This window comes from Glacieibacterium frigidum, from assembly GCF_007097155.1.
GTDB classification, from domain to species: Bacteria; Pseudomonadota; Alphaproteobacteria; order Sphingomonadales; family Sphingomonadaceae; genus Glacieibacterium; species Glacieibacterium frigidum.
The window spans coordinates 1,410,848-1,433,086 of sequence record NZ_VJWA01000002.1 but is presented as its reverse complement, the minus strand read 5'-3'; the positions used below and the strand labels follow the sequence as shown (position 1 = coordinate 1,433,086).

The 22,239-nt window shown below is 70.2% G+C and carries 27 protein-coding genes; 4 read left to right on the top strand and 23 right to left on the bottom strand.

Annotated elements, in window-relative coordinates:
• Positions 1 to 4 precede the first annotated feature (4 nt).
• The 5 genes from yidD to FMM06_RS16425 all read right to left on the bottom strand — a co-directional run bounded on the left by yidD (position 5) and on the right by FMM06_RS16425 (position 3,242).
• Positions 5 to 214, bottom strand: coding sequence for a membrane protein insertion efficiency factor YidD (gene yidD, locus FMM06_RS16445; RefSeq protein WP_144335385.1), 210 nt, complete (start codon positions 212 to 214; stop codon positions 5 to 7).
• Positions 196 to 468 (bottom strand): ribonuclease P protein component, encoded by a 273-nt coding sequence (gene rnpA, locus FMM06_RS16440; protein ID WP_235889362.1) that lies wholly within the window; start codon positions 466 to 468, stop codon positions 196 to 198. Before rnpA ends, yidD begins: the two co-directional genes overlap by 19 nt.
• Before the next feature lie 82 nt (positions 469 to 550).
• Entirely contained in the window at positions 551 to 685 is a 135-nt protein-coding gene (gene rpmH, locus FMM06_RS16435) for a 50S ribosomal protein L34 (RefSeq protein WP_135245803.1), read from the bottom strand.
• Positions 686 to 690: 5 nt separating this feature from the next.
• Positions 691 to 2,607 (bottom strand): alpha/beta fold hydrolase, encoded by a 1,917-nt coding sequence (locus FMM06_RS16430; RefSeq protein ID WP_144335383.1) that lies wholly within the window; start codon positions 2,605 to 2,607, stop codon positions 691 to 693.
• A gap of 353 nt (positions 2,608 to 2,960) precedes the next feature.
• Complete coding sequence (locus FMM06_RS16425) at positions 2,961 to 3,242, bottom strand: hypothetical protein (RefSeq protein ID WP_144335382.1); 282 nt, start codon at positions 3,240 to 3,242, stop codon at positions 2,961 to 2,963.
• 118 nt (positions 3,243 to 3,360) lie between these two features.
• Between FMM06_RS16425 and FMM06_RS16420 the strand changes: the two genes are divergently transcribed.
• From FMM06_RS16420 to FMM06_RS16410, 3 genes are all read left to right on the top strand, one after another.
• Entirely contained in the window at positions 3,361 to 4,866 is a 1,506-nt protein-coding gene (locus FMM06_RS16420; protein ID WP_144335538.1) for a YifB family Mg chelatase-like AAA ATPase, read from the top strand.
• A gap of 10 nt (positions 4,867 to 4,876) precedes the next feature.
• On the top strand, positions 4,877 to 5,155 hold the full coding sequence (locus tag FMM06_RS16415) for a hypothetical protein (RefSeq protein WP_144335381.1): 279 nt from the start codon (positions 4,877 to 4,879) through the stop codon (positions 5,153 to 5,155).
• 63 nt (positions 5,156 to 5,218) lie between these two features.
• Positions 5,219 to 6,205: a glycerophosphodiester phosphodiesterase gene (locus tag FMM06_RS16410; RefSeq protein WP_235889361.1), complete on the top strand. Its 987-nt coding sequence runs from the start codon at positions 5,219 to 5,221 to the stop codon at positions 6,203 to 6,205.
• Here FMM06_RS16410 and FMM06_RS16405 read toward each other — a convergent pair.
• The 14 genes from FMM06_RS16405 to FMM06_RS16340 form a co-directional block, all read right to left on the bottom strand.
• Positions 6,130 to 6,501: a superinfection immunity protein gene (locus FMM06_RS16405; RefSeq protein WP_144335379.1), complete on the bottom strand. Its 372-nt coding sequence runs from the start codon at positions 6,499 to 6,501 to the stop codon at positions 6,130 to 6,132. The two genes, FMM06_RS16410 and FMM06_RS16405, sit on opposite strands and share 76 nt — an antisense overlap.
• A gap of 48 nt (positions 6,502 to 6,549) precedes the next feature.
• Positions 6,550 to 6,999 (bottom strand): PaaI family thioesterase, encoded by a 450-nt coding sequence (locus tag FMM06_RS16400; protein ID WP_328591560.1) that lies wholly within the window; start codon positions 6,997 to 6,999, stop codon positions 6,550 to 6,552.
• Positions 6,996 to 7,427, bottom strand: coding sequence for a PaaI family thioesterase (locus tag FMM06_RS16395; protein ID WP_144335378.1), 432 nt, complete (start codon positions 7,425 to 7,427; stop codon positions 6,996 to 6,998). Before FMM06_RS16395 ends, FMM06_RS16400 begins: the two co-directional genes overlap by 4 nt.
• Positions 7,424 to 7,825, bottom strand: coding sequence for a SufE family protein (locus FMM06_RS16390; RefSeq protein WP_144335536.1), 402 nt, complete (start codon positions 7,823 to 7,825; stop codon positions 7,424 to 7,426). The genes FMM06_RS16395 and FMM06_RS16390 overlap by 4 nt, the downstream gene beginning before the upstream one ends.
• Positions 7,826 to 7,981: 156 nt before the next feature.
• Positions 7,982 to 9,133, bottom strand: a complete 1,152-nt coding sequence (gene pufC, locus FMM06_RS16385) for a photosynthetic reaction center cytochrome PufC (protein WP_235889360.1) — start codon at positions 9,131 to 9,133, stop codon at positions 7,982 to 7,984.
• A complete protein-coding gene (gene pufM, locus FMM06_RS16380; protein ID WP_144335377.1) occupies positions 9,130 to 10,101 on the bottom strand; it encodes a photosynthetic reaction center subunit M in 972 nt (323 codons plus the stop codon). The genes pufC and pufM overlap by 4 nt, the downstream gene beginning before the upstream one ends.
• Positions 10,102 to 10,115: 14 nt before the next feature.
• On the bottom strand, positions 10,116 to 10,940 hold the full coding sequence (gene pufL, locus FMM06_RS16375; protein ID WP_144335376.1) for a photosynthetic reaction center subunit L: 825 nt from the start codon (positions 10,938 to 10,940) through the stop codon (positions 10,116 to 10,118).
• A 112-nt stretch (positions 10,941 to 11,052) separates the two neighbouring features.
• On the bottom strand, positions 11,053 to 11,232 hold the full coding sequence (gene pufA, locus FMM06_RS16370; protein ID WP_144335375.1) for a light-harvesting antenna LH1, alpha subunit: 180 nt from the start codon (positions 11,230 to 11,232) through the stop codon (positions 11,053 to 11,055).
• Between the two features lie 12 nt (positions 11,233 to 11,244).
• On the bottom strand, positions 11,245 to 11,475 hold the full coding sequence (pufB, locus tag FMM06_RS16365; protein WP_144335374.1) for a light-harvesting antenna LH1, beta subunit: 231 nt from the start codon (positions 11,473 to 11,475) through the stop codon (positions 11,245 to 11,247).
• Between the two features lie 133 nt (positions 11,476 to 11,608).
• Positions 11,609 to 13,060: a chlorophyllide a reductase subunit Z gene (gene bchZ / locus FMM06_RS16360; protein ID WP_144335373.1), complete on the bottom strand. Its 1,452-nt coding sequence runs from the start codon at positions 13,058 to 13,060 to the stop codon at positions 11,609 to 11,611.
• Positions 13,057 to 14,562, bottom strand: a complete 1,506-nt coding sequence (gene bchY / locus FMM06_RS16355) for a chlorophyllide a reductase subunit Y (RefSeq protein WP_144335372.1) — start codon at positions 14,560 to 14,562, stop codon at positions 13,057 to 13,059. Before bchY ends, bchZ begins: the two co-directional genes overlap by 4 nt.
• Positions 14,559 to 15,566 (bottom strand): chlorophyllide a reductase iron protein subunit X, encoded by a 1,008-nt coding sequence (locus FMM06_RS16350; RefSeq protein ID WP_185965234.1) that lies wholly within the window; start codon positions 15,564 to 15,566, stop codon positions 14,559 to 14,561. Before FMM06_RS16350 ends, bchY begins: the two co-directional genes overlap by 4 nt.
• Complete coding sequence (gene bchC / locus FMM06_RS16345; protein WP_235889359.1) at positions 15,563 to 16,501, bottom strand: chlorophyll synthesis pathway protein BchC; 939 nt, start codon at positions 16,499 to 16,501, stop codon at positions 15,563 to 15,565. Before bchC ends, FMM06_RS16350 begins: the two co-directional genes overlap by 4 nt.
• Before the next feature lie 122 nt (positions 16,502 to 16,623).
• The gene (locus tag FMM06_RS16340) at positions 16,624 to 17,760 is read right to left on the bottom strand and encodes an acetylserotonin O-methyltransferase (protein ID WP_235889358.1); all 1,137 of its coding nucleotides are present in this window, start codon (positions 17,758 to 17,760) and stop codon (positions 16,624 to 16,626) included.
• A 41-nt stretch (positions 17,761 to 17,801) separates the two neighbouring features.
• Between FMM06_RS16340 and FMM06_RS16335 the strand changes: the two genes are divergently transcribed.
• Complete coding sequence (locus FMM06_RS16335) at positions 17,802 to 18,614, top strand: alpha/beta hydrolase (protein ID WP_144335371.1); 813 nt, start codon at positions 17,802 to 17,804, stop codon at positions 18,612 to 18,614.
• On the opposite strand, the gene FMM06_RS16330 is transcribed toward FMM06_RS16335, so the two are convergent.
• Genes FMM06_RS16330 through FMM06_RS16315 form a run of 4 tightly spaced genes read right to left on the bottom strand, consistent with a single transcriptional unit; the run spans position 18,611 to position 22,218 of the window.
• A complete protein-coding gene (locus FMM06_RS16330; protein ID WP_235889357.1) occupies positions 18,611 to 19,066 on the bottom strand; it encodes a YaiI/YqxD family protein in 456 nt (151 codons plus the stop codon). The genes FMM06_RS16335 and FMM06_RS16330 overlap by 4 nt on opposite strands.
• Positions 19,059 to 20,270: a S41 family peptidase gene (locus tag FMM06_RS16325; protein WP_144335369.1), complete on the bottom strand. Its 1,212-nt coding sequence runs from the start codon at positions 20,268 to 20,270 to the stop codon at positions 19,059 to 19,061. Before FMM06_RS16325 ends, FMM06_RS16330 begins: the two co-directional genes overlap by 8 nt.
• Positions 20,267 to 20,725 carry a hypothetical protein gene (locus tag FMM06_RS16320; RefSeq protein ID WP_144335368.1) on the bottom strand — a complete coding sequence of 153 codons (459 nt, stop codon included), beginning with the start codon at positions 20,723 to 20,725 and terminating at the stop codon, positions 20,267 to 20,269. Before FMM06_RS16320 ends, FMM06_RS16325 begins: the two co-directional genes overlap by 4 nt.
• On the bottom strand, positions 20,722 to 22,218 hold the full coding sequence (locus FMM06_RS16315; protein ID WP_144335367.1) for an amidase: 1,497 nt from the start codon (positions 22,216 to 22,218) through the stop codon (positions 20,722 to 20,724). Before FMM06_RS16315 ends, FMM06_RS16320 begins: the two co-directional genes overlap by 4 nt.
• Between the last annotated feature and the right edge of the window lie 21 nt (positions 22,219 to 22,239).

The window sequence follows — 22,239 nt, the reverse complement described above, 5'->3', positions numbered from 1 at the left end:
CCGATCACGGCACCGGGTCATAGCCTTCGCCGCCCCAGGGGTGGCAGCGGCAGATCCGCTTCGTCCCCAGCCAGGCCCCACGCACCCCATGCCGCTCGATCGCCTCGACCATATAGTGCGAGCAGGTCGGTTGAAAACGGCACATCGGCGGCAGCAGCGGCGAAATGACCCGCTGATACACGCGGATGGGGAAAGTCAGGAGGCGCGCGAGCATTTCGCCAGCGCCGTGCGCAAGTCGGCGTCGAGCACCACGAACGGTCGGGTCAGCCCGTCGCTGCGCCCGATCAACACATGGTCGGCACCGGGCACCCCCGCCTCCGGCAGCACATCGCGCACCAGGGCGCGCAGGCGGCGCTTCAGCCGGTTGCGGATGACCGAATTGCCGATCTTCTTGGTGACGGTGAAGCCCGCGCGCATCGCGGGGTTGCCGTCGTCGCGCTGGCGCACCAACAGCACGAAGCCCGGCATGGGAGCACGCCGGGCCTTGTTGGCGGACAGGAAGTCGGCGCGCGCGCGGATCGTCGCGAGGCCGGGGGCAACGCGGCCCGTGTTACGCGCTCAGCTTGGCGCGGCCCTTGGCGCGGCGGTTGGCGAGAACCTTGCGGCCGCCCGGGGTCGCCATACGCGTACGAAAGCCGTGGCGACGGGCGCGGACCAGCTTGCTCGGTTGAAAAGTGCGCTTCATCGTCTCTACCCTTGGCCGCCACGCGCGAAGGCGGGCGATAAATCGTGAGCGGGGCGCATAGCCGAGGGCTGCGCGTGCGTCAATGACGGCGGCAGCGCGGCACGGCCCAGCGCGGCGACGACCTCGGCCCCGTGGGTGACGTGCAGGAAATGCACGCCGTCGTCGACGATGCGCACCGTCGCCTGCGGCAGCGCCGCCGACCAGAAGGCGACCGCATCGGCGACGTCGTGGCGTTCGTAGCCGGTGCCGAACAACAGCGTCCAGCGCCGCGATGCCGGAACCCGCACCGGCAGCGGCCGCGCCGCCAGCGCCAGCGCCTCCCCCAGGAACCCCGTCATGCCGGCGCACGCCTGGAGCGTGCCGCGCACGATGTCGGCGACCTCGCGCGGGTCGTCGAGCACGGCGAGGTCGCTCGGCACGCCTGCCGCACTGACCCGCCACAGCTTCGCGATCACGGCGCCGCCCGACCGCCGCGCGACGAGGCGCGCGAAGCCCTCCGCCAGCGCCGGGTGCGCGGTGAAGATGCTGCGGACGCGGTCGGTCATCCGCGCACCCGCGCCGTGCGCGGGCCCGTCGGGCCAGACCAGCACGCCGCCGGTGATCCGCCCGCGCGCCGCACTCGCACACGCGACGAACGACGCGGTGGTGCAGCGCGCCACCGCCGCGACCTGGCGCAGCCGCAGCGCGTCGAGGACATCGTCGAGGTCGTTCGCCGCCGCGACGACGGGATCGCCGGGGGCGGGGTCGGTCAGCCCGTAGCCGCCGCGTTCGACCGCGATCGGGCGGTACCCCGCCGCCTGCAGCCCGGCGATGAACGACGCCGAGTGGTGGCGACCGCTGACATTGCTGTGCAGCACGACAACCGGCGCGCCGTCCGCCGGACCATGATCGGCGACCGCGATGACCCCGCCCGCCCAGCGCCGCGCGACGAGGCGCAGCGGCTCGCGTGACCCCCCGCGCGCCGTGATGCTGACATCGCACGCGGTGGCGAGCCCGTGCAGCGCCTCGACCTCGGCGATCAGCCGCGCCAAGTCGACCGCGCTGGCGATGCCGCACGCGACGAAGACAGTCTTCAAATCGGCCTTGGCGCGGTGGATCGAGATGTTGAGCCGCGCCGCTGCCTCGTCGCGCGTCGCGCCGCCCGCGACATGCACCGCCAGCTCCGCCTGCCGCCGCGTCAGGCCGAACAGTTCGCGCAGCAGCGGGGTCAGCGCCTCGACGCCGGGCAGCTCGCCCGCGGCGGCTGCGAGCGTGCGGCGGATCAGGTCGGTCTGGCGCCGCGTGCCGGTCTTGCGCATCGCCGCGGCGACGAATTTTCGCGCGGTTTCGTACGCGATGCCGCGCGCGTCCGCCGCGAGCTGCAGGTCGCCGTGGCGCGCGAGGGCCGCGACCAGCGACGCCTCCGCCTGTGTCAGGCGAAAGGTCTCGACCGCCTGTACCCCCGCCGCCGACCCGGCGCGGAACGCCACCACGGCAAAGCGCGCGCGGCGCGAGGTCAGCGCGGCGACGACACCCTCGTCGAGCGGCCAGGCGCGCGCCACCGCGAGGCCCCCCGCCGCCAGCGCCACCGGCCGGCCGGAGCGATCGTCGGCGAACAAAGTGACGCGCGGCGCGCCGCCCGCGATACCGCGCACCGCGGTGTCGAACGGGTCGCTGTCGTCGAACCACGCCGCGAAGCGCGCGTCCGCCACGACGACGCGCCCCTCGCCGTCGATCGCGGCACTCGCGAAACAGTCCCGGTTGATCGCCACCGGCCCGCCGTGACGCGCATCGACCGCGCCCGCCAGCGCGGCACCCAGGGCGTCGGGATCGTCGGCCAGTACCGCCGCCAGTCCGTCGGGATCGTCGGCGAACGCGGCGAGCGGCGCACCCTCGGCATCGGCCGCCCGGAAGCGGTTCAGAAAGGCACGCGCGGCATCCATCGCTGCCCCCCACGCTAAGCCGTTCGTGACGGCCACGATATACCCCAAATGGGGCTGCCCGGCGCAGCCCGCCGCCCCTAGCAACGATTACGAAAGTGTTGAGGGGCGTCGCGAAATGAGTGGTTCGCACTGGATCGGGACGGTCACCGCATGACGATCCGCGTCGTCATCTTCGCGGCGCTGCTCTGGACGGGCATCGCGGCGCTGCTGCTGACGCAAAGCCTTTCGGTGCCCGCGGCACCGGCAACGGGCGAGCATCACCGGGGCTGACCCCTCCGGACGTGCAAGCACAAGCGGCGCGCCACGCGCGCGTCCGCGTCCCGGACCGGCGGCGGCCCCCGCCGGTCCGGGATTCAGCGGTTCGTGTTGCGGCGGAAATAGTCGCCGAAGCGGCGGTGGCGCTGCAGCCCGAACTCGGTGATCTTGCCGGCGCGCGGATAGCGCCGCTTCCACCGCACATAGCGCCAGCGCGCCCACAGCGAATTCCTGAGCACCAACGCCAGGCCCAGCCCGAACAGCACCAGCCCGATCGGAAACGGCACCGGGATCGGCGTGCCGACGATCGGCCCGACGATCATCAGCACCGCGCCCAGCGCCAGCTGAACGACGCGGAACGGTTCGCTGCGGATCAGCATCCTCAAGAAGGTCGGGCGGCGCACGGGCGTCTGCTACCGGCGGCTTTTGTCGCAATTGGGGCGGTTGCGCACCGTTTCGGCCCCGCTATGTTCGCGGGCCGGGGCACGGGGGAAAATGATGGTTGCGCACGTCGGCACGGTGGCGTTCCTGGGCCTCGACGCGCGCCCCGTCGAGGTGCAGGTCCAGATCGCGGGCCAAGAGTTCCGCCTGTCGATCGTCGGCCTGCCCGACAAGGCGGTGCGGGAGAGCGGCGAGCGCGTCCGCGCTGCGCTCGAAGCGATCGGTCTCGCGCTGCCGCCGCGCCGCATCACGGTCAACCTGTCGCCTGCCGACCTGCCCAAGGAAGGGTCGCACTACGACCTGCCGATTGCCCTCGGCCTGCTTGCAGCGATGGGGATGATCGATGCCGAGACGCTGGCGCAGTACGTCGCCGTCGGCGAGCTGGGCCTCGACGGCCGCCTCGCCCCCGTACCCGGCGTGCTGCTCGCCGCACTGCATGCCAGCGGTACGAGCCTCGGCCTGATCTGCCCCGCGTCGCAAGGCGGCGAGGCGGCGTGGGCGGGGGAGGTCGAGGTCGTTGCTGCCCCCGACCTGCTGTCGCTGATCAATCACCTGAAGGGCGTGCAGCTGCTGTCGCCGCCCGAGCGCAGCATGGCAGATCTCGTCGCCGGCGGCCCCGACCTGTCCGAGATCAAGGGGCAGGAAACCGCCAAGCGCGCGCTCGAGATCGCCGCGGCCGGCGGTCACAACCTCCTGATGAGCGGCCCCCCTGGGTCGGGCAAGTCGCTGCTCGCCGCCGCACTCCCCGGCATTTTGCCGCCGCTGACGCCGCAGGAGGCACTCGAAGTCTCGATGGTCGCGTCGATGGCGGGCGAGCTCGAAGGTGGCCGGCTGCGGCGGGTGCGGCCGTTCCGCTCGCCCCATCATTCGGCGTCGATGCCCGCGCTCGTCGGCGGCGGTGCGCGTGCGCGGCCCGGCGAGGTCAGCCTGGCGCACCTCGGCGTGCTGTTCCTCGACGAGCTGCCGGAATTTCCGCGCGGCGTCCTCGATTCGCTGCGCCAGCCGCTGGAGACCGGCCAGGTCAGCGTCGCGCGCGCCGCCGCGCACGTCACCTATCCCGCGCGCGTCCAGCTGATCGCCGCGATGAACCCGTGCCGCTGCGGGCACCTGGGCGACGCGTCGCTGGCGTGCAGCCGCGCGCCAAAATGCGCGGCGGACTATCAGGCGCGCGTCTCGGGGCCGCTCCTCGACCGCATCGACCTGCACGTCGACGTCGCTGCCGTCAGCGCCGCCGACCTCAGCCTGCCGCCGCCCGCCGAGACCAGCGCCATGGTCGCCGCCCGCGTCGCCGCCGCCCGCGCGATCCAGACCGCGCGCTACGGCGGGGCGGTACGATCGAACGCCGAGGCCGACGGCAAGCTGCTCGACGCCGTCGCCCTGCCCGACGAGGCCGGCGCGCGCCTGCTCACCCAGGCCACCCAGGCGATGCGCCTGTCGGCCCGCGGCTACCACCGCGTCCTCCGCGTCGCCCGCACCCTCGCCGACCTCGCGGGCGTCGAGCGCGTCGGGCGCATTCACATCGCCGAGGCGCTGAGTTATCGTCGCCTGATGGGCGTCAACTGAGAAGGCGGCGATGCTGAGCACGCGGGACAGGTCATCGTGGCGCGCCTTTCGCTGGGGCGCCATCGCCGCGATCCTGATCGCCCCCGCGATCGCAATGCAGTTCACCGCCGAGATGGCGTGGGACGCCGCCGACTTCGCGCTGCTCGCGCTGCTGCTGGTCGGCGCGGGGCTGGTGTACGAAGTCGTGGCGGCAAGGCTGCCCCGTGCGTCGCACCGCGCGATCGCCGGCGCTGCGGCGGTCTTCGTGGTGCTGGTCGGGTGGGCCGACGCGGCGGTCGGGATTTTCTGACCCACGCACGCGGATGACACATTCGCGCGCCAGGCTAGCGAGATGCGAATCGGACTCCTCATCATGGCCACGCTCATCGCCACCGCCGCAACCGCGCGCCCGCTCGTCATCGCGCATCGCGGGGCGAGTGCGGAGCGGCCCGAGCATACGATCGCGGCGTACAGGGAGGCGATCCGGGTCGGCGCGGACTTCATCGAGCCCGACCTGGTGGCGACGAAGGACGGCGTGCTCGTCGCGCGGCACGAGAACGAGATTTCGGGCACGACCGATGTCGCGGCTCACCCCGAGTTCGCCGCGCGCAAGGCGACCAAGATCATCGACGGGGTGGCGACGACGGGGTGGTTCACCGAGGACTTCACGCTCGCCGAGCTGAAGACGCTGCGCGCGCGCGAGCGGCTACCGCAGCTGCGCCCCGCCAATACGAAGTTCGATGGGCAGGAGACGATCCCGACCCTCGACGAGATCATCGCGCTGGCGCAGGCGGCCAAGGTCGGCATCTATCCCGAGACCAAGCACCCGTCCTACTTCCGCGGGCTCGGCCTGCCGCTCGAGCCGCCGCTGCTTGCCGCGCTGAAGGCGGCGGGCTGGACGACCAGGGCTGCGCCGGTGTTCATCCAGTCGTTCGAAGTCGGCAATCTGAAGGCCTTGCGCGGCCAGACGCAGGTGCGCCTGATCCAGCTGATCGGCGACGGCGTGTCGGGCGACGGAGTGGCGTACGACACGCTGGTGACGCCCGCCGGCCTCAAGGGCGTCGCGCTGTATGCCGACGGCATCGGCCCCGCGAAGGACCGGGTGATCGGGCGCGATGCGGCGGGAAAGCTGCTGCCGCCCGCGCCGCTCGTCGCCGACGCGCACGCGGCGGGCCTGCAGGTCCACCCCTGGACCTTCCGGCCCGAGAATTACTTCCTGCCGACCGACCTGCGCCGCGGTGCCGACCCGGCCGCGCGCGGCGACATCGCCGCCGAGTATCGTGCCTATCTCGCGGCGGGGGTCGACGGGGTGTTCAGCGACGACCCCGAATCGGCGGTAGGGGCGATCGCGCCGCGCTGAGTCCAGGCGTACGCCCCGCCCGCGACGCCGACGACGACGAGGATCGTGACGACGAGCGGGATGTGCCGCCGCTGCTTCTCGACGAACTGCGCGATCACCGAATCGTCGCGCTTGCCGCCCACCGCCCAGGCGATCAGCGCGCCCCACAGCAGAAACGACAGCAGCGCCAGCGGATTGAGGGCAGCGATCCGCTTCCGCTCAGGATGTCTGGTCGCATAGGCGATCAGCATCGGCGCGAACATGAAGAGGAAGAAGCCGACGGTGATCGCCAGCAGCAGGATCGCCTTTTCGGACATGTCTCACCCCCTGGTCACGCAGCGGCGAGCGGCTAAGTCATCGTATTACTACGCTACTACAGCGCCCCGGTCGAGCAGGATGTTCAGGTTCGCCGCTGCGATCGGGCGCGCGCGGTCGATCTGCCAGGCGACGGCGTGCAGGTTCGCGATGCGGCGCCCCAGCCGGGTCAGCGTCGCGCTGGCATAGGTGGCGCGCGCGGCGCCCTCGCGCAGATAGTCGACCGTCACCGTGACGGGCTTGAGCTGCGGCGGCACTTCCTCGTCACCGAGCGCGACCAGCAGCCGGACGACGCCCGCGAGTTCGAGCAGCCCCGCGGTCGCGCCGCCGTGCAGCCGCCCCGGCGCGCCGATCAGCCGGTCGTCGAAGGGCATCACCAGCCGCACCTCGTCGGCATCGACGTCGGCGCGCAGCCCCAGGAAATGCGCATAGGGCAGCATGTCGAGCGCGATGTCGCGCCCGCCGCCACGCAGCGCCGCCATCGCGAGCGCGATCGTCAAACGTCACCCAGCATGAATGTGCCCGTGGCATTGGCGATCGGCCGCGCCGGGTCGCCGGCGTGCGCGATGCCGCGGACGAAGGCGATGCGGCGGGTCAGGCGGTAGCATTCCATCCGCGCGGTCATCGTCGCGTCCGGCGGCGGCGCGCCGACATAATCGAGGCGCAGATCGATCGTCGCGTGCCCGATCGCGCCGCGGCGCGCAAAGACGGCAAAACCCGCGCACGAATCGATCAGCGAGAAGACCGCGCCGTTCGAGACGATGCCGAGATCGGGAAAGCCGACGAGGTCGGCGCGCGGCGGCAGCGCGAGTTCGGCCCAGTCGTCGCCGTGGTCGACATAGTCGATGCCGAGTGCGCCGATGTGCGGCACATGCGCCACGAACGACGCGATGAAGCGCCGGCGCCGCGCAGGATCGACCTCGCTCACGCCGCGAGTTCGCCGATCCGCGCGATCATCGACGCGAGACCCTGGGTGCGGTTTGACGACAGATGCTTCGACAGGCCGAGCGCGTCGAGGCGCGCGCGGATGGCGGCAGGGTCGATGTCGGCGGCCGCCCGCTCCTGGACGAGCAGCAGCACCAGCGCGACCAGCCCCTTCACGATCGCGGCGTCGCTGTCGGCGGCGAAGTGCAGCCGCTCTCCGTCACGCGTCGGATAGAGCCAGACCTGCGACGCGCAGCCGCGGACCTTGGTGGCGTCGGTCTTCAGCGCCTCGGGCATCGGCGGCAGCGCGCGGCCGAGATCGATCAGCACGCGGTAGCGGTCGTCCCAGTCGTCGAGCGCCTCGAACTCGGCTTCGACATCTTCGAAATTATCTGGGGTCATCGCGCGCAGCAGGTGGGGGACGCGCGGCAATGGGTCAATGCCCTGAACATGGTCATCCCCGCGAAGCCGAGGACCGAAGGTCGCCAATCCGGGACCCTGGGTCCCCGCCTGCGCGGGGATGACGTTCGTTCACGTGTTACGCCCGGAGGGGCGGTCTTACTTCTCCGCGTCCTTCATCCCCGCATCGCCCGCCGCAGCGGTATTCGATGCCGGTCCGGCCGTTGCCATCGTGGCCGGCTTGTTGAACGCCTCGGTCGTCGCATTGGCATCGGGAGGCGTCGCCGCCGCCGTCACCGCACCGACCGGCCCGCGGAGCTGCGGGTGTTCGGGGAGCATCGACACACCGCCCAGCGGCTTCGCCTGGCCCTGGTGGCAGGTCGCGCAGTTGACCTTGAGCGGGTCGCCCGCGGGGCCCTTGCGGTTGGCCGGGAAGACGTTCGTCAGCGTCTCGATATACTCGTCGTTGGCGTCGCGGACCATGCGGATGCCGTACCACGCCGTATTGCGCTGCGCGCGGCTGAGGTTCCACGCACGGAAGCTCTGCGAGTTATGGCAATAGGTGCAGTTGACGCCCAGCGACTGCGACAGATGCATCATCAGGCCGTAGGTCTGCTCGGTGTTCTTGATCGACACGACATGGTCGGGCGATGCGAGCGCCTTGTCCGAGGCGACGCGGATGTTCTGCGTCCCCTGCAGGTAGTTGGCGAACATGCCGGTGGGCAGCGACGCATAGCCGACGGTCGGATCGGGCGTGTTCTGGCCGAATTTGTTGCCGCGCAGGCCAGGCTTGCCGTTGCTGACGTTGGACCAGTTGTTGACCGGCACCGCATTGCCGCGGTGGCAGGTCCAGCACGTCACGCCCGTCTGCTGGACGTGGCTGGTCCAGTTGGCGTTGATGTTGCGGGTCATCTGAATCATCTTGCGCGCGACGATCTTGGTATACTTCTCGTCGGACGCCATGTTCTCGGGGTTGTGGCAGTAGTTGCACCCCTGTGTCTCACCGTCGCCCGGTGCGATCCAGGTGTTCATCGACGCCATCAGATGGTTGAATTCCTCGGTCGACAGGTCGCCCAGGACTTGCACGTTCTGATAGGTGACGTTGGCACGCTCGCCCTCACGCATCGACGCGTCGAGCGGGTAGGGCGTCGGCGGGATCGCGCCCTGCTTGACCTTCGACGAGACGTCGGTGATCTGCTCGAGCGCGGCACCGCGATAGCCGGTCTGCGTCCATTCCTTCATGCCGACTTCGCAGCCGGTGAGCAGCAGGGCGGCACCTGCCGCTGCGATGACGTGTACGAACCGCTTCACTGCGCACCTCCAGTCGCCGCCGGGTCGGCGAGCCCGGTCGTCGGATAGGTCGGCGCATAACCGTGCTGCTGCGCCCACAGGTACCAGTTGTCGACGACGGTCCCGGTCAACAGGATGCCGATGCCGCCGGTCAGCGTCGTCAGCACCGCGAACCACCACGCCCAGCGGTGGATCGACTCCGCCGTCGCGTTGAAGCCCATCGTCCAGCGCCAGAACAACGCGCCACGCTCGAACGCGGTGCCGCGGTGCGTGATCTGCTCGATCTCGCGCTCCGCGCCGTAGCGGCCGGTCGCCAGAACGGTCGCGCCGTGCATCGCGAAGAGCAGGGTCGAACCGTAGAGGAAGACGATCGAGAGGCAGTGGAAGGGGTTGTAGAACAGGTTGCCGTAGCGGATCGAGAAAGCCGCGGTCCAGTCGAGGTGCGGGAAGATGCCGAACGGCACCGCCTCCGACCAGCTGCCCATCGCCATCGGCCGGATGAAGCCGAGAACGAGCATCAGCCAGATCGCCGACAGGAAGGCCCAGACGACGTGCGTTCCCATGCCAAGCTGTTTGGCGCGGACATAGGTGCGTGCCGCCCACAACAGCACCGACGCGGTCAGGAAAAAGCCCGCGATGACCCACCAGCCACCCTCGTTGAGGGGCGGCAGGATCTTGAAGCCGTACTTCGGCGCCGGCGGCTCGAGCGCCAGCCAGAACAGCTGGCGGACGAACTGAACCGGATCCCAGTTCACCGACGCCCACATGTTGAGACCGATGATCTCGAAGGCCAGGAAGCCGCAGATCAGCGAGGCGAGGCCGAGACGGCCGAGGTAGATCGGACCGATCTGCGCCGCGCCGAGCTTGCCGGCCCAGTAGCTATACCCCGGCTTACCGTCGCGGGACCAGTCGCCGGCCGGCAGCGGCGGTCCCATTTCGGGCGCCGAGCGCAGCTGGATCTGGTTGAAGATGTTCTGATAGCGAGCCATTTTCCTGTTTCCCCTCACGACCAGATCGGCAGATTGAGCCACCACGTCCACCATTCAGGCCAGCCGCGCGTCCAGAACGGGCCCGAGATGATGATGCAGATCGCGCTCCAGAACCCAGCGTTGAGGGCCAGGAACAGGCCCAGGCGGTGGATGCCCAGCGTGCCGATCGAATAGCCGATCAGATCGCGGAAGAAGCCGTCCTCGTATTCCGGTGTCTTCACCGTGCTGCCCTTGGCCGGATTGACCGCGGATAGGATGAGCGCGCCGTGCAGGGCCAGCGCCAGCGTCGTCGTGAAGAAGAAGCTGACCGCCAGCATGTGCGCCGGGTTGTAGTGGAAGTGCAGATATTGATAGCCGGTGTTCGACACCCAATCGAGGTGGCTGAAGATGCCGTAGGGGAAGCCGAAGCCCCACGCCCCGAGCAGCAGCGGCCGGATGACCACCAGGCTGATGTACGCGAAAACCGCGAAGCTGTAGGCGAAGGGCACGTGGTACCCCATGCCCAGCTTCCGCGAGATCTCGACCTGGCGCAGCGTCCAGGACACGAAGGCCCCGATCGCGCAGCAGGTGATGATCTGCCAGAAGCCGCCCTCCTTCAGGGGAGCGAGGTTGAGGCCGTATTTGAGGTCGGGCGGCGCGATCGAGATCAGCCACGGGTTCCACGTCGGCCCGAGCGACGCGGCGTAGAGGATCAGCGCGGTGCCGAGCACCGAGAAGAATGCGGTCGTGACGCCGAAGAAGCCGACGTAGAATGGCCCGACCCAGAAGTCGAACAGATCGCCGCCCAACAGGGTGCCCCCGCGGACGCGATACTTTCGCTCAAAGCTCAACAGCGCCATTTGCCTGCCCCTCCGGCCGCGTCGACACGCGGTCCGCTTGAATTCTTGTCGCCCATCATGGGGCGATGACGTCCGGCGGCGCGGGGGTCACCCCACGCCGCCGGGCCGTCGGTCACGTCCCCGGCGTCACTGAACCTTCAGCCGCGGGAGCAGTCGCTGCCGGACCTTCGAGCCAGTTGAAGCGCTCGGTGCTGAGCAGGATGAAGTGAATCAACAGTGCCAGCACGAACAGGAACACGAACAGGGCAACCAGCGCGCGGCGCGGGTCGACCATTTGCCAAATTCTCCACATAGTCGGTCTCCCTTATGCCTGTTCGGTTACGGTAACGCCGGTACGGCCGGTCTCGAGTTCGGCGAAGGCACGTGCCTCGCCGAGCCACGGCCGCCACGACCAGACGAGGAAGTGCGCGACGATGGCGATCAGCGTGAACACGATGAAGCTGGTGATGAAGAGTTTGTGAAACTCCTTCGCCTCGGCTTCGCTGAGATACGTGCTCGGTGTGATGCGGTCGTCGGTCGGTCTGATATCGCTCATTGCTCCATCTCCACGTTATCCGCCGGAAAATGGAGGCCGCTTGCGACGTCTCCTGGCGGTATCGAAGCGGCGACCACCGCCGCATCGATGGGTTGAGGCCCCCCATACTGGGCCGAAAGGGTGCGGGACCGCGTCATGCGGCCATGCTCTCGATGGCGCGGGCGGCGGCTGCCAGCTCACGCGCGGTAACTGCAGGAAGCCCGGCATTGCGGGCCTGGCGCTCGGCGGCGTCGCGCAGGCGCTTGGCCGCGCTGATCCGGACGAGCACGGGTTGCGCCTCGACCAGCGCGTCGAACTCGGCCTTCGCCTCGTCCTCCCACGCGACCTGCGCCAGGATGCGCGCCGGCGTCGCGTCGGCGGCGTCCATCGCGGTCGACAGCGGCAGGATGTTGAACAGCGCGTCGAACAGCGCATTGCAGACTTCCTGGACCAGCCAGGTCGCGCCCGCATAGCCCATGTACGGCGTACCGGTGGCGCGGCGGATGGCGGCGCCGGGGAAGCTGGCGGGCACGAAGATCGCGCGGCTGCCGAGCTCGGCCATGTACATGCGCTCGTTGTAGCTGCCGAACATCACCAGCGGGGGCGAGGTGCGGATGGCTTCCTTGACCGCGACATTGTCGGGCTTGATGCCGGCGGTGCGGCTGAAGCTGAAGGTGCAGGGCAGGCCGAGATCGTCCTCGAGGAACGCCTTCATCCCGCGGGCATAGGTTTCGGTCGCGACGACGGCGAAGCTCGCGGTGCCGAAGAAGTCCTGCGTCACCGAGCGCCACAAGTCCCACAGCGGCTTGATCGTGGTGTGCTTTTCCTTCTCGATGAACGGCTGCGGGTCGAGGCCGAGCAGTTCGCCGAGCTTTTCGAGGAACAGGGTGGTCGAGGTCAGGCCGATCGGCGCCTGGAGGTACGGGCGCTCGAGCGTTTCGCACAGGCCGCGGCCGAATTCGCGGTACATGCAGACGTTGACCTCGGCATCCGCCAGCCGCTTGACGTCGGCGAGATGGCTGCCGAGCGGGAAGACCATATGGACCTCGGCGCCGATGCCTTCGATCAGGCGGCGGATCTCGTGCAGGTCCGACGCCATGTTGAAGCAGCCGTACTGCGGCCCGATGATGTTGACCTTGGGCTTGGCACCCTCCTTGCGGGGGCGGAGCGCGGGGACCTTCTTGGTACCGTACTGGGTCCACAGCCAGGTCAGGGCGCGGTCGGCGGCCTGCCACTGGTCCTCGTCGATGGTGCGCGGCAGGAAGCGCTGGATGTTCGTGCCCTCGGGCGTCACGCCGCCGCCGATCATCTCGGCGATGCTACCGGTTACCACCACGGCGGGCAGATCGCGGTCGAGGGTCTTCCAGGCGCGCTTCATCGCGCCCTCGGTGCCGTGACGGCCGAGCTCGTCCTCGCCCAGGCCGGTGACGACGATCGGCAGCTCGTGCGGCGGCAGGCCGTCGGTGTAGTGCAGGACGCTCGTGACCGGCAGGTTCTCGCAGCCGACGGGGCCGTCGATGATGACCTGCAAGCCCTTGATCGCGGTGAAGGCGTAGACCGCCCCCCAATATCCGCCGGCGCGGTCATGATCGAGGACCAGCGTCATGCGCCGATCGCCTCTTCGGCCTTGGCGGCGGCGATGCGCTGCCCGGCGATCTTCGCCTTGAACTCGGGACGGTCGACGGGGGTCTTTTCCCAGATGCCGGCGCTGTGACCGGTACCGACGCCTTCGAAGAAGTCGCGCATCGTGTCAAAGCGCGCCTGGTTCGCCAGCGCGGCGTTGACGACGGTGGCGAGCGAACCCGCACCCGCGACGCCCATCAGCGGGCGCGCCGAGATCAGGTTGGTGAAATACAGCGCCGGGACCGCCTTGGACTTGGCATGCTGGACGACGGGGGTCGTGCCGATCGCGAGGTCGGGCTGGTAGAAATCGACCGCCGCAAGATCGCTCTCGAGGCTGGCGCGGAACTTGACCTCGACGCCGTGCGCCTCGAGCCACTCGCGGTCGGGATCCGACCATTTGGTGCGCGGGCAGGCGGTGCCGACATAGGGGACGGTGGCGCCGCTCTCGATGAGCAGGCGGGCGACGAGCAGCTCCGAGCCTTCGTAGCCCGAAACCGTGATGCGGCCCTTTATCGGCTTGGCGGCAAGTGCGGCGCCGATCATCGGCAGGAAGCGGTTCTTGGCGGCGTCGACCTGCGCCTGTGCGATGCCGCAGGCGTCGCCGACGGCGTCGAGCCAGGCCGCGGTGCCGTCGCGGCCCACTGGAGCCGAGGGAAGGACCTTGCGGCCAGCGGCTTCGAATTCGCGGATGCAGGCGGTGTAGAAGGGGTGGATCGCGGCGACCGCGGCGCAGTCGAGCGCCGAATACAGCTCGCGCCATTCGCGCGTCGGGACGTTGGGGCCGACGGCGAGGCCGAGCGGCTCGAGCATCTGGCCGATGCCGATCGGATCGACCGGGAACATCTCGCCGAGCAGGGTGATCGTCGGCTTGTCGGCGCGGGTCTTGGGCGCAGGCACGGGGCCGGCCTCGACCTCTTTCCGGGCGTAGGCGAGCATCGCGCCGGCGAGGACGTCCTTGGCTTCGGCGTGGGTCGGGATGCCGAAGCCCGGCACGTCAATGCCGATGATGCGGACGCCGTCGATCTGGTCGGGGAGCAGCTGCAGCGGGACGCCGCTCGCGGTCGGCACGCACAGGTTGGTGACGACGATCGTATCGTACAGCGCCGGGTCGGCCATCTCGTGGACCGCGTCGCGGATATCCTCGAACAATTTGCCGGTGACGAGGCTTTCCGAATTGAACGGCACGTAGCCGACCGAGCGGCGCGCGCCGTAGAAATGCGAGGTGAAGGTCAGGCCGTACACGCAGCACGCCGAGCCCGAGAGGATCGTCGCGGTGCGGCGCATGCGCAGGCCGACACGAAGCGAACCGAACGCCGGGCACATCGACTGCGGCTGGTCGTGCGGCCCCTGCGGATAGTCCGCCGCATAGCGCGCGAGCACGTCCGACTTGCCGGCCTTGGCGGCGGCATCGCGCAGCGTCGCATTGCTGCTGCAGCCGCCGACGGCGTCGAGGTCGTTCGCGGGCATGGCGAGATCGTCGGTCATACGGTGTCGTAGACCACTTCGAGGCTCGCCTTGGGGACGAACGCCGAGCCGCGCATGTCGGCCTGGCTCGCGGGGCGCAGCGTCACATTGGCGCCGGTATCCTCAGGCGAGAACAGCCCGAGCAGGCCGTCGGACGTCAGCGGCGTCGGGCGCACCGGGGGCGCACTCGCGACGTTCTCGGCGAGCGTCTCGAACAGGCTGCCCCACTGGCCGTCGGGCGTTCCGATGATCTGGTAGTTCGCGGACTTCTTGCGGATGTCCTCGTTGGCCGGGATCGAGATCAGCACCGGGATGCCGACTGCATCGGCAAACGCCTGCGCCTCGCCCGAGCCATCGTCCTTGTTGATCAGGATGCCCGCGACGCCGACGTTGCCGCCCATCTTGCGGAAATACTCGACCGCCTTGCAGACGTTGTTCGCGACATAGAGCGACTGCAGGTCGTTCGAGCCGACGACGATGACCTTCTGGCACATGTCGCGGGCGATCGGCAGGCCGAAGCCGCCGCACACCACGTCGCCCAAGAAGTCGAGCAGGACGTAATCGAAGCCCCACTCGTGGAAGCCCAGCTTCTCGAGCAGCTCGAAACCATGAATGATGCCGCGCCCGCCGCAGCCGCGGCCGACCTCGGGCCCGCCGAGCTCCATCGCGAACACGCCGTCGCGCTGGAAGCAGACGTCCTCGATCCGGACCTCCTCGCCCGCCAGCTTCTTCTTCGAGCTCGTCTCGATGATCGTCGGGCAGCTCTTGCCGCCGAACAGCAGCGAGGTCGTGTCGCTCTTGGGGTCGCAGCCGATCAGCAGGACGCGCTTGCCCTGCTGCGCCATCATGTAGCTGAGGTTCGACAGCGCGAACGACTTGCCGCTGCCGCCCTTGCCGTAGATCGCGATGATCTGCGTATCCTTGGTAACCTCGCCGGTGTGGACGGGGTCGGGCTCGATCGCGGCTTCCATGCGCAGGAAATCGTCGAGCGTCAGGCCCTGGACCTTGGTTTCGTCCAGACTCATGCGCACGCTCTCCAGTCGAGAATCATCTTGAGGCACGCCGCATCGCCAAAGGCGGTGGGATAGGCGTCGGCCGCGTCGGCCGCCTCCGATGTGTGGGTGATCAGACCGTCGAGCGACAGCAGGCCGCAGGCGACGAGCGCGTTGACTGCCGCGAGATCGGCGGGCTGCCATTCGGCGGCGATCTTCAGGCTCGCTTCACGCATGAAGGCGGGGGCGAAGGCGAAGCGCACGTCGCCCTCGTAGAAGCCGCCGAGAACGATCTCGCCGCCCTTGGCGATGCGGCCGATCAGCGTGTCGATCAGGTTCGCGTCGCCGCTCATGTCGCAGATGCAGGCATAGTCGCGGCGGTCGTCGGCATCGGGGTGCACGACCGCGTAGCCCTCGCCGCCGGTGGCGCGGGTCGCGTTGGTTTCCCAGACGACGGGGGCGCGGTGGCCGTGCGCGACGATGACGCGCGCCAGCAGGCGACCGAGCACGCCGTGGCCGACGATGAGTTCGGGGACGCGCCCGACGACCAGCGCATGCTGCGCAGTCGCGGCGAGCGCGAGGAGGACGGCCTTAGCGCCGAGCGCGGCGTCGACCTTGTGGGCCCGCGCCGACGGCAGGATGACCTTGCGCGATGCACCGCCGAACAGGCCACGGGCGCCGTCGTAGCAATTGGCACCGGGAACGAACACCGTCTCGCCCAGCCGGCCGCGGGCCGACGGACCAGCGTCGATCACCGTGCCGACCGATTCGTAGCCGGGAACAAGGGGATAGCCCATGCCGGGGAAGTTCGGCATGCGGCCGGTGTAGAGCAGGCGCTCGGTTCCGGTGCTGATCCCGCTCCAGTCGACCGCGACCGTCACCGCATCGTCGGCCATCGGCAGGAGCGCGAGCGGACGCAGCGCCAGGCTGCCCGGTCCCTCCATGACGACTGCGACGGTATCCGGCATCTCGACCCTGTTCCCCTGCGGCTGACCACCGCTGATCCCTGGCGCTTCCGGTCTGTGTCAGCCGGATTGGACGCTTCGAAGTGTCAGTCTAGGTTGACGGACGGGGTTGTCAACACGCCCTGTCAGTTGGTCGCAACGATAATCCGCGCAATCAGCGGGACATCGGTCGCGAGGGTGCGCGACCGTACAAAGCCCGCTGCCTGCAGCATCGCTGTCAGTTCGGCGGGCGAGCGCGCGCGGCCCGATCCCATCGCCAGCAGATAGAGGCCGAAATAGGCGTCGCCGACGCGCCCCGGCACAGCGTCCGCCATGGGCTCGGCGATGACCAGGGTGCCGCCGGGGGGCAGCGCGGCACGGACCCGCCGGAGCAGCGCGAGCGCCGCATCGTCGTCGTGATCGTGAAGGATGCGAACCAGCGTCACCACGTCGCAGCCGGTCGGCAGATCGTCGGCGAAGAAACTGCCGCCGTGCGTCGCGACGCGTGTCAGGCCGGCACTGTCGAGCGCGACCCGCGCCCGCGCCGCGACGGCGGGCAGGTCGAACAGCGCGAGGTCGAGACCGGGCACCGCGGCGGCGACAGCGCGCACGAACGCTCCCTCGCCGCCACCGACATCGAGCAGGCGGCGGTGGCGCGAGAAGTCATACGCGGCGACGACCTGCGCCGCGACCATCGGCTGCGACGCCGCCATCAGCGTCGAATAGTCGGCGACCGCTTGCGGCTCGGCCGCATCGGGCGCCGCGGCGCGGGCATAGCCCCAATAGGCGGCGAGCGCCCCGCCGCCACCGCCGCGCCGCAGGAGCGCCACCGGGTCGGCGAGATCGGCGTAAAGCGCACCGTGATGCGCGACCATCGCCATGACACCGAGGTTGCCGAGCAGCGCCGCACCGCGCGGCCCCAGCGCCCAGTCGCCGCCCAGCGGTTCGACGAGGCCCAGCGACGCCGCGGCGCGCAACAGGCGGCGCATCGAATCGGGCGGCAGGTCGCACTCCTTCGCCAGCGTCGCCTCGGCCTGCGGCCCGTCGGCGAGCCGCTCGCACAGGCGCAGCTCGACGACCGCGGCCAGCACCTGCGAATGGATAAACCCCGCGACGAGGTCGAACAGCTGCGCCGCCTCGGCCCGCGCCCGCGGCCGTGTCAGTGGAAACCGCCCCGCCCAGGCCTGAAATCGCGGCGACGAGAGCAGGCGGTTGCGGGTGCGGAGCCAATTGGCGCGGAGTGTCATGCCCGCCATGGTGGACGAGCGGCGGCGGCGCGTCATCCACGATTGGCGGATGCACGGCTGCGGCCTAGCCTGCGCCCATGGTGCAACCCGAAACCGGACGCTGGCTGATCATGGCACTGGCGATCGTCGTGGCGGCGGTCGCACTCGTGCTGGGCGTCGCCTTCGCGTTCCAGCGCAGCCTGATCTACCCCGTCGGCCGCGCCCCCGCGCCGCCCGCCGTCGGCGCGACGCCGGGTTACCGCGACATCGTCTTCGCGACCGCCGACGGATTGCAGCTGCGTGCCCTGTACCGGCCGGCGCGGGGGCGACCGACGATCGTCTTCTTCCACGGCAATGCCGACGGGCTGGCGGGCGGAGTCGCGGCGATGCGCGGGCTCGCGGCGGCGGATTACGGCGTGCTGATCCCCGAATATCGCGGCTATGCCGGCCAGCCGGGGCGGATCTCCGAAGCCGGGCTGTATGCCGACGGCGCGGGCGCGCTGGCCTGGCTGGCGCAGGCGGGGGTGCCTCCGGGCGACACGGTGCTGATCGGCAATTCGCTCGGGTCGGGGATCGCGGTCGAGCTCGCGACGCGCCGCCGCGACTGGCGCGCGCTGGTTATCGTGTCGGGCTTCACCAGCCTGCCCGACGCGGTGGCGGCGACCTTCGGCATCGGCCTGCTGCGCCCCCTCGTGCGCGACCGCTACGCGAGCGCGGCCAAGCTGCGCGGCATCGGCCTGCCCGTGCTGATCCTGCACGGCGATGCCGACAGGGTGATCGGCGTCGATCACGGCATTGCGCTGGCCAAGGCGGCGGGCACGGTGGCAAGCCTGCGGATCGTCCCCGGCGCTGGCCACGACCTCGTTTGGTACCCAGCGACCGCGACGACGATCGCCGACTGGCTGTCCTAGCGGCGCTTGAGCGCGACGAGCGCGGTGTCGAGCGCTCCCAGAAACCGCGAGCGGTCCACCTTCGAGAACGGCGCTGGGCCGCCGACGATGTCGCCCCCGGCGCGCAGGTCGGCCATGATCGCCCGCGTCGCGACGGCGCTGCCGATCGAGTTGGCGGTGAACGGCTTGCCGGTCGGCGACAGCACAGTCGCGCCCGCCTTCAAGCAGCGTTCGGCCAGCAGGATGTCGGCGGTAATGACGATCGCCGCGGCATCGGCGCGCTCGGCGATCCAGTCGTCGGCAGCGTCGAACGCGTCGCTGACCACGACCTGCTCGACCAGCGGATGCTGCGGCACGCGGAAATAGCTGTTGCTGACCACCGCGACGGGCACCGCGTGGCGATACGCGACCTTGTACACCTCCTCCTTCACCGGGCAGGCGTCGCCGTCGACGAGGATACGCGGCTCAACCACGCGGCCGCCGCGCCGCGGCAATCGCGGCATCGAGCAGCGGGTCGGCAGGCCCCCTCGCCTCGGCTTCGGCGCGGAACACGCGCGGGCGGAAGTCCTCGCGGGGGCTGCCGTCGACGTGGAACAGCTGCTCCTCGCCGATGTCGACCCTGGCGCCCGACAGCGGCAGCACCTCGTTCGACAGGGCGCCGAGCAGGCCGCCCAGCCGCGACCCCGCGGTCGGCACGCCGATCGCGTCGAAGCCGATCATTAACCCCTCGCCCATGCTGCCCGTCCAGTGACCGCCGAGGACCACGACCCGCCCGCGGTAGCGCGGCGCGATCGGCATGACATATTCGACGAAGCGGCGCGGCACGCCGAACTGCCGCTCCTCCGACGGGATGACGTGCATCTGATAGGGCCGCGGCGCATCGACGAAGTGGCCCATGATGCCGCGCGCGACGGTCGTGTTGCCGCCGCTCGGCGTGTTGCGCAGGTCGATGACCAGCACGGGCGCATCGGCGAGGCCCGCCAGCGCGTCCTTGAATGCCGCGATCGTCTCGTTGCGGCCGAGAGAATTGTTGACCCGGATCACCGCCGCGCCGCCGCGCCGCTCGATGGTCAGCGGGGGCAGCGCCGCCACGCGCCGAACCATCGCGACGGTGGCGGGCAGCGCGCGCTCGCCTGCACCGGCAAGGGTGATCCGGCGCGGCTGTTTCCAGACGCCGGCCAGGGCCATGTCGAGGCAGTAATCGGCCTGAACCGCCGACAGCACGGCGACGGGCCGGCCGCAGGCGCGGGCGATCGCGGCGTCGACGGTGCCGCCCTCGATGTTCGTGATCCGGTCGCCGCGCCGCAGCCCCGCCGCGCTGTCGTCGCGGACTGCGACGATCTCCGCCACGCCGCCCTTCCGCGCCGCGTGCAGGTCGCCCGCGGTCGGGATCACGCCGTAATCGTCGTCGGTGAACGGCCCGACGACGAAATGCGGGTCGTTAAAGTTGGCAGCGACCCGCTGCAGCACATCGACAAACGCGGCGCGGTCGGACGCGGCGGTAGCGCGCGCCTCGAACGCCTTGAGGATCGCCTCGCCATCGACGCCAGGCCGCTGGAAATAGCCGTAGCTGGTGCGCAGCAGCGTCGTGAACTCGCCCCAGGCGGCGGTCGCGTCGAAGCGCGGCTCGGCGGGTGCTGCGGCGAGAAGTAGCAGCGCGACAAGCGCGCGCCTCACGACCGCCGCCCGTGTACGACGACGCGGAACACCACGCCGCCGAGCGCGCCGAGGGCAGCGATGAGTCCGACGCTACGCAGGAGGGCGATCCAGCCGCCGAGCGTCCGCGTCCCGTCGACGACGGTCACGACCCCGCCCTGGCTGGCGTTGTCGGGATTGCCCGCGAGCAGTGCCAGCAGCACCCATGGCAGCGCCGCGACGATGGCACCCGCGAGCATTGCCGCGCCGTACCCCGGCGCGACGCGGTTCCTGAGCACGAACCACGCCGGGAGACCGAGCAGCAGCGCCGGCAGATAGCCACCGACGACGGCGTAGAGCTTCCACGTGCCGAACCAGCCGCCGTTGTCATGCCCGTCCCACAGCGTCGTCGCGCTGGCGACGGTGGCAGGCACAGCTGGGGCGAGCGCGAAGGCGAGCACGACGCGCCACGTCTCGGGCCGCGCCGCCGCGATCACTTGGCGGGCAGTGCCTTGACGTCGGCGTCGTCCTCGACCGACGCGCGGAAGCTCGGCTTGAGCACGATCTTCGCTGCCTGTTCGTACGCAAAGCCCAGCCCGAGCAGGCGCGCCTCGCTCCATGCCGGGCCGATCAGCGACAGGCCGACCGGGAGCCCGCGAATATCGCCCATCGGCACGGTCAGGTGCGGATAGCCCGCGACCGCGGCGAGGCCGCCGGCGCCGCCGCCGCTGCTCTGGTCGCCGTTGACCGCATCGATCAGCCAGGCGGGGGGCATCGTCGGTGAGACCAGCGCGACCGTGTTGGTGGCGATGAGCATCGCGTCGATGCCGTCCTTGCCCGCCAGCCGCAGCGACAGCGCACGCGCCTCCTTGTAGGCGGGGTCGTCGAGGCCCTTGGTCGCTTCCGACTTCTCGAGGATGTCCTGCCCAAACAGCGCCATCTCGCGCGCGTCCGTCTTGTTGAACGCGATGACGTCAGCGAGGCTGCGGGTCTTCACGCCCGGCGGCGTCGCGGCGAGATAGGCGTTGAGCCCGGCCTTGAACTCGGTCAGCAGCACGGTGAATTCGGCCGGGCCGATCTTGCCGCGGTCCTTCAGCTCCTTGATGTCGACGAGCGTCGCGCCTTGCGCCTTGAGCACGCCGAGCGCGCGTTCGAACAACGCGTCGACCGGCACCGACCAGCCCGTCGCGAAGCGCAGCACGCCGATGCGCACGCCTTTCAATGCCTGCGGGTTCAACGCCGCCATATAGTCGCCGACCTGCGCGCCCTTGGTTGCGGGATCGCGGTCGTCGGCACCGGCGATCGCGCCCAGCACGCGCGCCGCGGTCCGCACGTCGCGGGTCATCGGGCCGGCGGTGTCCTGGCTCGCGCTGATCGGCACGATGCGCGCGCGGCTGACGAGGCCGACCGTCGGCTTCAGCCCGACGATTCCGTTGATCGCGGCGGGGCAGGTGATCGAGCCGTCGGTCTCGGTCCCGATCGCCGCGTCGACCATGCCGCTGCCGACCGCCGCCCCGCTGCCCGACGACGAGCCGCACGGATTGCGATCCAGCGCGTGCGGGTTGCGCGTCTGTCCGCCGACGCCGCTCCAGCCCGAGATCGACGCCTGGCTGCGGAAGTTCGCCCATTCGGACAGGTTGGTCTTGCCGAGGATCACCGCATCCGCGCCGCGCAGCCGCGCCACCGCGGGGGCATCGACGCCGCTGACGTTGGCCAGCAACGCGCGGCTGCCCGCGGTAGTCGGCAGCGGGCCCCTGGTCTCGATATTGTCCTTCACCAGGATCGCCATGCCGTACAGCGGCCCCCGCGCGCGCCGCCCGCGGTCGATGGTGCGGGCCTGGTCGAGCGCGGTCGGATCGAGCGCGATGACCGCGTTGACCTTGGGGTTGAGCCGCTCGACGCGCTGAATCGCGGCTTGCGTCGCCTCGGTCGCGGTCTGCGCGGTAGCAGGAGTGGAGAGGAGCAGCACGACGGGGAGGAGGGTACGCATCGCGCCTGATTGCCACGCCGG